The 12,932-nt window shown below is 68.6% G+C and carries 7 protein-coding genes; 1 reads left to right on the top strand and 6 read right to left on the bottom strand.

What is annotated here, in order from left to right; all coding sequences use genetic code 11:
- Window positions 1–9: 9 nt before the first annotated feature.
- Together ABD208_RS19840 and ABD208_RS19835 are read right to left on the bottom strand one after the other, a co-directional pair.
- Window positions 10–1,023, bottom strand: a complete 1,014-nt coding sequence (locus ABD208_RS19840) for a hypothetical protein (protein WP_344106433.1) — start codon at window positions 1,021–1,023, stop codon at window positions 10–12.
- The gene (locus tag ABD208_RS19835) at window positions 1,017–1,658 is read right to left on the bottom strand and encodes a hypothetical protein (RefSeq protein ID WP_344106431.1); all 642 of its coding nucleotides are present in this window, start codon (window positions 1,656–1,658) and stop codon (window positions 1,017–1,019) included. Before ABD208_RS19835 ends, ABD208_RS19840 begins: the two co-directional genes overlap by 7 nt.
- A 274-nt stretch (window positions 1,659–1,932) precedes the next feature.
- On the opposite strand from ABD208_RS19835, the gene ABD208_RS19830 reads away from it, so the two are divergent.
- The gene (locus ABD208_RS19830) at window positions 1,933–2,580 is read left to right on the top strand and encodes a DUF805 domain-containing protein (RefSeq protein ID WP_344106429.1); all 648 of its coding nucleotides are present in this window, start codon (window positions 1,933–1,935) and stop codon (window positions 2,578–2,580) included.
- 70 nt (window positions 2,581–2,650) lie between these two features.
- Here the strand turns inward: ABD208_RS19830 and ABD208_RS19825 are convergent, their stop codons facing one another.
- The 4 genes from ABD208_RS19825 to ABD208_RS19810 form a co-directional block, all read right to left on the bottom strand.
- Window positions 2,651–3,400, bottom strand: a complete 750-nt coding sequence (locus tag ABD208_RS19825; protein ID WP_344106427.1) for a phosphotransferase family protein — start codon at window positions 3,398–3,400, stop codon at window positions 2,651–2,653.
- A 404-nt stretch (window positions 3,401–3,804) separates the two neighbouring features.
- Window positions 3,805–7,305 (bottom strand): helicase-related protein, encoded by a 3,501-nt coding sequence (locus tag ABD208_RS19820; RefSeq protein ID WP_344106425.1) that lies wholly within the window; start codon window positions 7,303–7,305, stop codon window positions 3,805–3,807.
- Window positions 7,306–7,336: 31 nt separating this feature from the next.
- A complete protein-coding gene (locus tag ABD208_RS19815; protein WP_344106423.1) occupies window positions 7,337–10,762 on the bottom strand; it encodes a Swt1 family HEPN domain-containing protein in 3,426 nt (1,141 codons plus the stop codon).
- A 59-nt stretch (window positions 10,763–10,821) separates the two neighbouring features.
- Window positions 10,822–12,932: DUF1156 domain-containing protein (locus ABD208_RS19810; protein ID WP_344106421.1), on the bottom strand; the 2,111-nt coding region annotated here is incomplete at its 5' end.

Below are 12,932 nucleotides of genomic sequence, written 5' to 3'. Positions count from 1 at the left end.
TGTGAGGCCCTATTGCGTCAAGACCTGGACCTCGCCCAGGACCAGGTTGACGGAGTCCTCGAGCTCCAAGGTGGCGGTGCCGGTCATGCCGGCGCCCTCCCAGGTGATGTCCCAGTGGGATGTCGCCGTGACCTCGTACTCGCCGTCCTGCTGGTAGCCCTCGAAGTAGCCGCAGTCGGGCCGAGCATCGACGCCGAAGCTCTCCTCGTACGCGACGCCGGGTCCCTCGCAGACGATCGGCTCGATGTCGTCGCTCCCGAGGTCCCACTCGACGGACGAGACCTCTGCGTCCACCTCGACGGTCGTCACGCCATCGGTGGCGTCGGCATGGTTCGGTCCCATGTCGGCCGAGCCAGGATCCTCTGCCCACAGCCAGACGGGGAGGCCGATGGTCCCTACATAGGGCTTCCCCGATTCCTGTTTGCCGGAGAACGGCGTCGTACCCAGTGTGATCGCCGTCAGGCCCATCGAGGAGACGGCCTCGGCGACCAGGTCCTGCACGTCGCCCACCGCCGGCGGCAGGCGAGGAGCCCAGTAGTCCTGGCTCTGGTAGCAGTAGTCGTCGATCGTGTCCGCGTCCCGGCCGTCGATGCAGACCGGCGGCGTGCAGTCCACGAAGAGTCCCTCGTCGCCCTTCGGCTTCTCGTCCGGACCCAGCAGGCCCTTCTCGCGGGCGGCGTCGATCATCCGCTCCTTGAACGCCTTGCGAGTCGCATCGTCGAGGTTGCTCAGGTCTGCTTCCTGGACGTAGCACGAGCCGTTCCAGCTGCCGTAGCCCTCCACGAAGCACGGGATCACCGTGTTGCCGGAACGGCAGACCGGATCCACGGCGTGCACCACACCGCCTGACGACGAATCTCCCTTGGGCTCCAAGGTGATGGTGACCGTGCCGGCGTCGCGCTTCTCGCATGTCTTGATGAGGCGATCGACGACGCAGCCTTCATCGGCAGTTGCCGTGGCGCCTGCGGGGCCGGCGACGATCGCGACGAGCAGACAGAAGACTGCTCCGAGGCGATTCAGCATGACTTGACGTCCTCGGTGTAGCCGACGTCACTCACTCGCCACTCGTCGTTCGGGTGGTCCACATCGACGACCGAGACGAACGAGAGGTACCGGCTCTGACCGCCTTCCGGCACGACAGAGACACCGTCCCTGTCGACCACGTCGACTGCGGACGTGTCGATGCAGACCGTCAACTCGACGGTCGGGCGCACCGGCGGCTCGCTCTTGGGCTTGTTCTTCAGGTCCACCTTTGGCGTCTTGAGCAACTCCCACGAGCTATCGCCGACGCTGCGGTACCCCTTGGTGTAGGACGTGCGGAACAGCCCGCGGGCGTCGACGAGCGCCATGTCGACAGCGACCTCTTCGTAGCGCTTCTCGTCGAACGAGTCGATGTTCTGACGGGCGTCGTCGTCCAACTTGAGGAAGGCGTCGAAGGCGAGCTTGGCCGCCTCGACAGCTTGCTTCTTCTCGTCGGCCTCCGGCGACGGCGCCACTTCTGCGGGAGCTGAGGCGGCGGCACTCTCGGAGGCCTGCAGCTCCTCGAGCGTCTGGGCAGGCTCGCCGGCACCCGAGGTGCAGGCGGTCAGCCCTACGGCGGCCGCGACGGCGAGCGTCGCGCTGAGGGCGGCGGCGATGGTGCGCTTGCGGACGTGCATAGGAACGTGTCCTTCCTGGTGGTCCACGGGATCACCAGCGGCGGTGCCCCCGCTCACGGCGGTCCGGCCCATAACCCTACCGGCCTTATCCGGTGTCCGATGAAAAACCGGTATATATACAGCTACCAGGGTCGACCTATGGTTCGATGCGTCCGGCGACACGCGGCATGGCCGGAAATTGCATAGTTCACATCGTTATGCGCCAGGATGGGCACTGACGGGCGGCATGGGGCCGTCCCGGTGCGAGAGGGTTCTGATGTCCTTCGGCAAGGCTGTGTCCAGTGCGCTTCGGCAGTACGCCAACTTCAACGGGCGTGCGACTCCGGCGGAGTACTGGTGGTTCTACCTGTTCTTCGCCGGCTCGGTGGCGATCGTGTATGCGCTCTACATGGTCACGCTCTTCGCCGGGACCGCGGACGGCCCGATCGAGGTGCCGACGGTGCCGATGGTCATCCTGCTCGTGCTCCTGGCCACCACGATCATCGGTCTCTACCTGCCAGGGCTCGCAGTCCTGGTGCGGCGTCTGCACGACGCCGACAAGTCGGGCTGGTGGGCCCTGCTGAGCAGTGTCCCGATCGCCGGGATCGTCGTGGTGGTCTTCCTGTTCCTGCCGGGGACGCGAGGGCCGAACCGGTACGGCCTGGATCCTCGCGGCCGTGCACCCCTGCCCGGTCAGCCGGCCCCGGGCATGTGGGCCCTCCCGCCCGGATCGCACCCGGCGCCGTCGCCGTACCCGCAAGTCGCCTACCCGGCGCCTGCTTATCCCGCGCCTCCGCAGCCTGCGCCGCAGTACCCGGCGCAGCCCGGGTGGCCGACCGCCCAGGGCCCGGCCGTGCCGATCTACCCGACGCCGCCGGCTGTGGCCGGTGGGCAGCCGCCCTCCGGCCTGCAGGATCCGCCCGCGCCTGTTTCTCCTCGCTGACTCAACTGTGAGTGCCAGGGTCAGCGGATCAATCCTCGAGCAGGGCCGCGGTATCGCGCCGTCAAGGAGCTCAGCCCTGACTGCCTTGCGATCTGAGGACGTCGAACTCGCATCCCGGTGCGTCCGGGTCGAAGCCGTGCTCGATCAGCCAGCGCGAGGCCGTCAGGCTCCGCAGTGACCACCACGCGCGGATCACGTCCCGGTCCGCGCCGGGGCCGTAACCCTCGAGTAGATCGTCCAGGCGTTCCTCGTGTCCGAGGGTCAGGATGGCGAGGTCGAACATGGCGTCGCCGGGGGCGGCCTCGGACCAGTCGATGATGCCGGTGACCTCGTCGTCGTCGACGAACACGTGGGTGATCTGCAGGTCGCCGTGAATGAACACCGGTTTCCACGGCCGTAGTGCCGTCCGCGCGATCTCGTGGTTGCGACGGATCACCTCGGCGGGCAGGACGCCGTCGGCGAGCAGCCAGGCGCACTCGCGCTCGAGCTCCGCCGCCAGGTCGTCGATGTTCAGACGTCCTGACCACGGCGGCAACGGCGCCTCGTGCAGCCTTCGTACGGCGGCACCTGCCGCGGCCCAGGCCGCGGACGACGCCGTCGACGGTTCGCCGAGGACGCCGAGCGCTGTGCCGGGCACGGCGGCGATCGCGAGCACGGGCGGCTCGCGCCAGAGGATCGCCGGGGTCGGCACCGGCGCCAGGGCCATCGCCCGGACCTCGACGTCGGCGTGCGCGGGGTCTCCGTCGACCTTGAGGAACACGTCGCCGACGCGCAGCGTCGCGCGCTGGCTGTGGGCGACGACGACCTGAACATCGTCCATACCGGCCATCCTGACCGGGACGGTCGCCGATGTCGCCGGAATTTCGGACCGCGCAGACCTCAGGGCGTGAGGTCTGCGACGAGTCGGGTGCGGCCTTCGAGGTCGGTGACGGGTCGACCGAGTGGTGACGGTGCGAGGGCGGCATGTGTCCGGGGGCGGCATGTGTCGTGCAGACCATCGCGCTGGCCGAGATCGTTGCCCTCGACGGTGTGCGACGAGACCCGCTCCGCGTCCAGGCGCTGCTGTTCGGCATGGCGCGGAACGTGGCGAGCTACGTGACTGCGACTGCCTCCCGTCGCGCTCACGGTGATCACCGCGACGGGTCCGTCCTACCGGCGGAAGGACGGGGTGAACGTCGTGGCGATCACGCATCTCGGGCCGTGAGATCACGGCGTGGGCCGGTTCTACAGCGGCGCAGTGCCTCGTTTCCAGAGCTTCTTCCAGTCCTTGACGTACTTCTTCGTCGTGAAGTCGTCGGTGTCGGTGTCATCGAAGGCATGCAGGACGTAGCGCACCTCGTCCTCGGAGGCCGGCCCGGGGCTTACCGAGACGAGCGCGAGGCGATGGCTGTCGCCCAGGTTCTTCGCCTGGTTGACCTCGGTCTTGGTGACCGTGAAGTCATCACTGCCCGCGATCCGCCCCTTGACCTCGATGTGCGCCACCGATCCGTCCTGCCGAACCGAGCGGATGTCCCATCCAGGATGGTTGCGGGCCTTCTCCTCGGGCACCGCACCGAGGGCTCGCTCCGCGGCGAGCACCGCGTCCACTGCGCGGCGCTCGACCCACTCGGTGTCGACCGCTCCCGTCCGGTGGCGGCCGCCGCTGCCGTCAATGGTGTCCGTCACCATTCCCGCGGGAATCACGAGCGCGACGCCACGTACCTGAGGCGGCTTGACGCGGAGCCTCGCATCCAGTTCGAGCTCGCGGAGGCGCAGGGCGCGCCGGTCCTCCAGTTTGCGGGCATGGGAGTATGCGGTCTCCGGCCGGATCTTGTTCCGCTTGCCGTCAGCCTCACGCTGCCTGAGTTCTTCCGTCCTGCGGTCCCAGTAGTTGATCTCCGAGGCCAGGCGGGCCTCGACGGCGCCGCGGGTCTTGTCCACCTGTGAGGTCACCGAGGCGCGGACCTCGCGCTCGTGCTCCTGCAGCGTGTGTTCCGTCGACCAGGCGACCGCGACGTCCTCGGCACCCGTCGCGAGCCACTCCTGCTGCACGGCCGCAGTGACCGCGTCGGTCGATCCCGCTGGAAGCCCTCCGTAGTTCAGGTAGGGAGCTGAGTTGTCCGACGTCGTCGCGCCGTGCCGGTCGAGTTCGGTGTACGCGAAGCGGCGCGAGACGACGGCACCGTGCCCGTTGTCGATCTGCTCGGTGGTCGCGACGAGGAGTCGTGGTTCGGTCGCGTCGGAGCCCTCGTCGTACAGGACTGCGCCGCGCTCCAGCACGTGCCCGAGTTCGTCGATCGTCGCGTCGACAACGGCGTCGAGCAGCGGATGTCCCGGCGCGAGGAGTTCGGCGGCGGGCTGTCCCTCCTGCCTGATGTGTGCCTGTTCGAAGCACACGCGCTCGTAGTGCGGCAGCGGGACGGACCGGCTCGTCCGGCGGGTTCGCTCGCGCAACGACGCGGGCACCCGTTTGATCTCGTGGCGCCCGGCCTGCCGGGCCACGATGCGCCCGCCGAGCCGCCGGAACGCGGCGTTGAAGAACGCGCGGATGTACAGCGGCTGCAGGCGGCGTGCGCGGGCACGCTCCATCTGGACCGCGAGAGCCTGCGCGTCGGCGCTGGTCACCACATCGACGTTCAGCGCGCGTTCCTCGAGCAGCCTCGGGATACCCTCGGCGACGGCCGCGTCGATGACCTCCTCGTTCCGCGCGCGCACCTGCGGGTCGTCGCCGTACCGGATGGCCTCGACGAGCAGGTCTCTCAGAGGCCGGTTCTCGAACGCCTCGCCGAGGACGTCGAAGACCTGCCCGCCGTAGTCCTGGCGCTGTTGCTCGATCTTGACCAGAAGCCGGCCCAGGACATCACCCTCCCGGGTGCCCTTAGCCACCAGGTTCCACAGATGACACGTCTCGGTCTGCCCGATCCGGTGGACCCGCCCGAACCGCTGCTCGATCTTGTTCGGGTTCCACGGCAGGTCGTAGTTCACCATCAGGTGGGCACGCTGCAGGTTCAGACCCTCACCGGCGGCGTCGGTCGCCACGAGGACGCGGACGTGCCGGTCCTGGGTGAACCGCTCGGTGCGTGCCCGGCGCTCGACGCGCGAGACCGCACCGTGGATGGTGACGACGGCGTCCGGGTCGCCGAGCAGGTCTCCGATGCGCTGGTGCAGGTAGTTCAGCGTGTCCCGGTGCTCGGTGAACACGATGATCTTGCGCACGGTCCCGTCCGAGGCCGCCGTGACCTTCTGATCGGTCAGGATACGTCCGAGCTCCGTCCATTTCCGGTCCGCCCCGGATCGGCGGACCTGCATCGCACGCCCGACCAGAGTCTCCAGCACCGCGATCTCTTCCCGCAGTTCGGCGACGGTCTGGGCAGCGGTCGCGGCGTCAAGAACCGCCGACTCGATACTCTCGGTCTCCGCCGCGTCCATGTCCGCGAGCCGGGAGTCGATGTCGTCGTCGTCCCAGGTGCGGTCCACGTCCTGAGGTACGACGACGGCCGCGGGCCCGAACCCTTCCATGTCGGTGATGCGCTTGCGCAGCCGGTCACGGCGTCGTTCCAGGCTGCGCAGGATAGCCTCGGGGCTGGAGGCAAGCCGTCGCTGTAGGACCTGCAGCGCGAACCCCACCGTGTTGCGGCGCTTCTTGTCGTTGGTGAGCCTGTCCGCGCGTCCCATCTCGTTGCGTACGTAGTGCGTCACGGCCTTGTACAGGTCGTACTCGCCCGCCGACAGGTCGTACGGCACGGTGGACGCGTGCCGCTCCGGGAACAGCGGCTTGCCCTCCATGGTCAGGAGATGCTCCTTGAGCATCCGGCGCATCAGGTCACCGGGATGGGCTGTCTGACGGCCCCGCGACCTGCCCTCGAAGCGGTCCGGGTCGAGCAGGGCCAGGAAGAGGTGGAAGTCATCGCCCTTGCCGGAATGCGGGGTGGCGGTCATCAGCAGCAGGTGCCGGGCGACCTCGCCGAGTCGCTCGCCCAGGCGGTAGCGCTTCGTTCGCTTGACCTCTTCCCCGGACCAGGTCGCCGACATCCGGTGCGCCTCGTCCACGACCACCAGATCGAAGTCGGTCCGCCGCAGGGCGTCCATGAGGCCGTCGTGCCGCGCGAGCTGGTCCATTCGCGCGATCAGGCGCGGATGCCTCACGAACACGTCGCCGGGCTCGCGGACCGCATCGATGGAGTCCTTGGTGAGGACGTCGAACGTCAGCCCGAACTTCTCGGACAACTCATCCTGCCACTGGTCCACGAGGGACCCCGGGGCGACGACGAGGCAGCGGTCGAGAGCGCCGCGCAGCAGGAGTTCCTTGATGTAGAGCCCGGCCATGACCGTCTTGCCGGCGCCGGGGTCGTCGGCCAGCAGGAACCGCAGCGGTGTGCGCGGAATGAGCGCGTCGTAGACCGCGTACAGCTGATGCGGCAGTGGATCCAGGTCCGACGTCGACACGGCGAGCATCGGATCGTGCTGCGCGGCGTACTTGATCCGCAACGCCTCCGCCGCGAGCCGCCAGTCCTCGGGGTCGGCGTCGAACGGCCGGCCGGCCGGCCCTGCCGCGCGCAGGTGCCGGGTGTCGTCTGGGCGCAGGACTTCCTCCGCGAGCAGGCCGTCGCCGTCGAGGTACGTCACGCGCGCGGCGGAACTGCCGATCGGTTCGACGGCGCGGATCGTGACCGGGGTCTCGGCGATACCGTGGACCCGCATCCCTGGCCGAAGGGCCTGCAGCGTGAGGACGTCCGCGTCCTGCATGATCTTCTCCTCTCTGGCGGTGATTCCGGACCTACTCGGCCTCGAAGCCGTGCTGGTCGAATCCCAGCGTCGTCGCGTTCTCGCGGACGTTGCGGATGATGCGCTCGGGGAATCCCCCGGCATTGCTGGCGTGGATCTCGATCTCTATCGTCACCTCGGTGCCCTCGGTCGCCATCAGTGCGCTGATGACCTCCTGGTCCAGGGCGTTCCAGTCCTTGACATAGGCGACCCTGTCGAGCGTCTTGCTGCCGAAGAAGCGACGACGGATCGCGTCGGATGTGCCGGCCGGTTCGTTCGGGCGCCGTTCCGGAACGGACGGCGTCGTCCCACCGTCCGGCGTCGCGTCCGTGACCTTTCCCGACTCGTCGTTCCCGGGTTCCGGCGCTGCCGGCCGCTCCGCTGCGCGCTGTGCCTTGGCCCGCTCCGGGACCACGAGGAGCCAGGTGTCCGGGACCGACATCGGTTCCGGCCGGTCGCCGGGCAGCCAGAGGTCCACGTAGCGGCCGGCGTCGTCGTCGTACCCGGCGGCGAGGGCGAAGCCCTCGGTCTCCCAGATCATCGAGCTTGCCACCGCGAGAACGGCGGACTCCAGGACGGAACGTGAGGTCAGCCGCTGCAGGTACGGGTACTCGGTGTACCAGGACCACAGGTCGCCCATGCGCACGTGGCCCGTTCCCCAGGCGTTGGCCAGCGGCCCGATCAGGCGCATGTGCAGGACCTCGAGGCCGAGCTGGGACACGAGGCGGCCCTGTGAGGCGAGCTTCTCCGCGACCCGGACCGCGAGCGGGCTGTCGCCCTCGCCGATGCGGAGGAACATGTTCTCGGGGCGGCCGTTCGCCTGCTGGTCCGGCACCAGCGCCGCCGTGTAGGTGTTTCGCAGCCGGACGACGACGGCGTTCTTCAGCTGGTTGACCCGTGTCCTGGCCTGATTGGCCTGCGGGATGGTCAGTGCCAGGTTCTCGGCGTCGTCGGCGATGGATCTCCAGGCCAGGTACTCCCGGACGACGCCGTCGAGGTCGGGCATCCTGCTGTCGTCCGCGGCAACCATGACGATCATGTTCCGGCGGCGGCGCTGGGACGAGCCGGACCGGGTGAGGATCTGGCCGGCGAGTTCGCGGGCGGACGACGAGTTCTCCTTCGACCAGGTGAATCGCGGGTGCAGGACCGCGAGTCGCAGATCGCCGTCGTCCGGTACTGCTCCCGCGTCCTCGACCGCGACGTGGACGCCTGCGAAGACGCCCTTGGTGCCAGCCTCGGCGCGGAGCTGCTCGGTGATCTCGGCGTGGACGTCGGCGTCCGACCACCCGGCGGCGCGCTCCGTGGCGAGACGGGAGACGGAGGCCGACCGGTCGAACCAGTAGCGGCCGCCCTCCTCGTAGAAGTAGGTGGCGCGCTGGGAGAGCATGTCGCGGGCGTCGCCGATGTGGTTCAGCGTGTCCCCGGGGACGGCGGTTCCCAGGCACACATGCATCCGGTCCACGCCCCGGTGTGCCGTGCCGACGGTACCCAGGGAACCGATGAACACGGTTCTGGCGACACGGCGCGTCACGGCCCGCCCGCCGAATGCCGGGCGCGCGGCGTCGATTCCGACGGGGGTGGAGGTGTCGCCGTCGACGTCGGTGTCGACCACCGTCTTCCAGGAGTCGTCGAGGTACTTCGTGACTTCGCTCGTGACCTCGGAGATGCCGATCGGCACCGACCCGGGGCTGATCATCGGCGACGCGTCCTGCCCGGTCCACAGGGCATGGATGACGCGGCTCATCAGCTGCAGTACGCCGCGCGTACGCTGGAACTTCGGCAGCGTCGACCAGTCCTCGTACAGACGGTCGAAGAGTTCCGGATGGACAGGGTAGGCAGCCTTGATCCGTGCCTCGTACTCGGGACGTTCGGTCTCCGCCGGGAACATCCCGTGGTTCTCCCGGTAGAACTTCACGTATTGCTTCGCGATGGCCGCGATGTCGGCCAGCGCGGCGGCGTCCGGCTCCTCGAAGAGCCGTCGGCGCACGATCTCGAAGGACTCGACGTTGTTGGCGGGGCGCCAGTCGTCGGCCGTCCGGCCGATCACCTGCTGCAGCCGTTCCAGGGCGGCCATCCCGTGCGGCCCGCCGACCTCCAGGGCCGAGCCGCCGCCTCCGTTGTTCAGGGTGTCCGATGCCGGGATCGATACCACCAGCATCATGCCCGGTGTGGTGCGGGCGAGTTCGGTCAGGTACTGCGCGAAGGTGAACTGCGCCTCGAACGTACCGGCGGGCAGGTCGTCCCGGTTGACCAGGAGGCGCGCATACGCGACCCACTCGTCGACGAGGACCAGGATCTTGCGGCCGCCGGCGGTGAGGTCCTGGACCAGGGAGGTCAGCGCCTCGCCGGGAGGCACGCCCAGCCGGTCCGCCTCGGCGACTCGTTCGTAGGCGGCGAGGCGATCGGTGGCGTCGTCGCCGCCGAGCTGCCAGGCGAGCTCGCCCCACAGCGTGCGGATGCCCGGTCGCCCGTCTCTCGTGTTGGGCTCGGCGGTGGAGAGCCAGGTCCCCACCAGTGCGACGCGGCGCACGTCGAGGGTTTCGAGTGGATCGATGTCCGACGCCGCCGGGCCGCCGAGGGTCTCGCGGACCAGATCCTGGACGCCCTGAGGAAGCGAGGAGGACGGCGTTCCGGAGAACAGGTGGTACAGAGCGAGCATGGAGTGGGTCTTGCCGCCGCCGAACTGGGTCTGGAGGTTCACGACGGGGCTGCCGGTTGTCCCGCCGAGGCGCTGCAGTGCGCGGCGGAGCAGGTCCGACAGCCCGGCGGTAAGGAACGTGCGGGTGAAGAACTGGACCGGGTCCGTGTACTCGGGCGCGTCCTTGATGGAACCGGTCGCCACGGCATGCAGGTCGGCGGCGAACTCGGCCGACGAGAAGCGGCCGCTGAGGACATCCTTGTGCGGGGTGACGACGTCGCGCCACGGCTTGATCGCCGTTCCCGCCACGTTCCCGGTGACGGATGTGGCCGACGTGCGCTGACGGAGCGTGTTCCGGGCCTGCTGGTCGAACACCTCGCGCTGGTGGCTGACCTTCAGGTCGCCGACGGCGGCCGCGTCCTCGATCGACCCGATGGCGTGCAGGAGGCGTTCGGCCGTGTCGAGGACGCGGTAGGTGTCGTCGCTCGAGACGGAGTTCGCGTGGGCGACCGCGTTCGCGGTCTCCTTGAGCTCCGAGACGAGGGCGCGCTGGGCATGGGACAGGTCGTCCTTGAACACCTCCCGGTTCTCCACGATCATCCGCAGCAGGAAGCGGATGTCGTCGCGGGAGTACTGCTTGTTCTGCCCGAACTTCCGGGTGTCCGCGGCGGACTTGAGCTCGACCCAGTCCACGCCCTGCGGGGTGTCGGCCTTCATCCGCATGTCGACCCACGGCTCGATACCGGACAGCAGGTGACCCAGACCGCGTTGTACCTTCTCGCGGTTGGTGAGGATGGCCATGAGAGCAGGGTCCTTCCGGTTGTTCTGACGGGCGGTGATGGATCGGTCCGGTGCCGGCTTCAGTCGGCGGCGCTAAAGTCGAAGGCGTGTTGCACGGGAGCGGGTTCGACGGTGCGGGAGGTGGTGACGACGTCGGCCCAGGCGCCGCCCAGCCCGTTGAACAGGCCGGCTGTGGTGGCGTCCTTGGATTCGAGGAGTTCGTAGAGGCGTAGTGCGAGGCGCTGGATGTCGTCGAGCGGGACCGCGGCGTGCGGGTGCGTCGTGATGGCGGCCATGAGGCGGGCGGCGGCCTCGCGGCCGTCCGCCGCGTAGGCACGCGCGATCTGGCAGGTGGCTTCCCAGGTGGAGATGCGGTCGTCGGTGGACGGGTCCCACGTCGGGTCGAGCTCCTGGGGGCGGACGAGCGTCACCTTGCCGCCGCCCGAGGTGATGACGCCGCCGCGGGCGATGCCCTCCACGCTGATGCCGAGCGGGACGGCCAGGGATTCGGCGTCACCGTAGTCGCGGGTGGCCCAGCCGTAGGACTTGAACCAGTCGAGACAGAAGCGAGTGTCCGGGTCGAGGTCGCCGTCCTGCTCGGACTCCAGGGCGTCGAAGGCCTGGTTGATGAGGGCGAGCGCGGTCTTGACCGGCATTCGCGAGCCGTCGGCCTCCAGGACGCGGGAGTAGCGGGAGTAGACGGCCATGCCGGGGCCGAGGATCGTCTGGCGGAGGTCCGCGGGGGCGATGGCGCCTTCACGGATGCGGGGGAGGGCTTGTTCCAGTTCGGCGTGCAGGGCGGCAAGAAAGCCGGCGCGGTCGGTGGCGGGGGCGGTGGACGGGCGGGGGCGGAGGGAGAGGACGATGGAGGAGGCCAGTGCGTTGGTGCCGACCGAGATCATGCGACCGCCGCGCTCGGAGCGGACCGGCCAGGTGGCAGTGATGGTCCAGCCCTCGCGGATCATGCCTTCCAGGAAGGTGGACCAGCCGGTGCTGATGACGCCTTCCTTTTCCAGTTCGGCCTGCTTGAAGGCGTAGAAGACCGTGATCGGGTAGTCGGGGTTGGCCGATTCGCGGGCGCGGCCGAAGACGTGCTCGAAGCCGTCCTCGAAGAACTTCTCGGCTTGGTCGCGGCCGCCGTGGCGGTAGGGGTTGGCGACCAGTTCCTCGGCCTTGGGCACGAGCATGGTGCCGAACAGGTCCGGGTGGATCGGGCGGAGGGCGCGGCGGAGCCAGACGTAGAAGAAGTCGCTGAGGTCGGAGTAGCCGATGTTGTCGTAATACGGCGGGTCGGTTGAGACTAGTACGCCGGTGTACTTACGGACCGAGGCGTCGGCTTGTCTCACAACACCAGTGAGGCTGGCTGGGAGCAGGTCGATAGTCTTTGCGACCCATCCGGCGCTCCACTCGAGGTCGCAAGGGCCTTTGCAGAAGGTGTTTCCTTCGGCAAAGTCCCAGACCATTGGAAGCGCTTGGCGGGCGAACGTGTCTGACACGCTTTCCTTGGACGGCGCGGAGTTCCATCGGCAAAGCGACGAGTTGGTCGACGACAGCCTGCTGACCGCTTGTCCGAGATAAGACGCCACAGTGTCGGCGTATGCTTCGGCGTCAGTGCCGCCGTCAGTGAGGCGGGTGCCCGGCGGCAAGCCAGCGTCAATCGCGTCCTTAAATACCCGCTCCCGGGCCTCGGAGACGAGGTCGCTGAATGTGGTGAGCGCGGTGAGCTGCCGGTTCGTGAACAGGTCGGCGAAGCGGGCCAGGCCATACGCTGGTGTCCACAGATTGCGGGGATCGTGGCCAAGTGACTGAGTAGGAACGTCGTCCGGGAGCGCCGTTCGAGCGGCCTTCTCGTGCTCTGGTGTCGGTGCCAGATAGATGCGTCGTCTCTTGCCTTCGGCGACCACCGCCATCAGCTGGGTATTGAGCCTTCCGCCGATTCCTTCGGCCTTGATGTGTTCCATGGGGGCGTGCGAACTGCACGCCACACAGGTGGCGCCCTTCCCGCGGCCGCCCATGGTTCCGTCGTTCTCTGCGGTCGGCCGGGCGTCGTCGTCCCGCCCGATGGTGAACTTCACGCGCTTGCCCGACGGCGCGGCGCCGTCGTCCACCACGTCCGGGATGACGTACGCCTCCTTGCCCTTCTTCTTGCCGAGCCACCATGACCGGACCAGTGGCATCTGGATGCCGCAGG

This window comes from Myceligenerans crystallogenes (assembly GCF_039529775.1).
GTDB classification, from domain to species: domain Bacteria; phylum Actinomycetota; class Actinomycetes; order Actinomycetales; family Cellulomonadaceae; genus Myceligenerans; species Myceligenerans crystallogenes.
The sequence above is the reverse complement of the archived record's forward strand: the minus strand, read 5'-3'. Positions and strand labels throughout refer to the sequence as shown.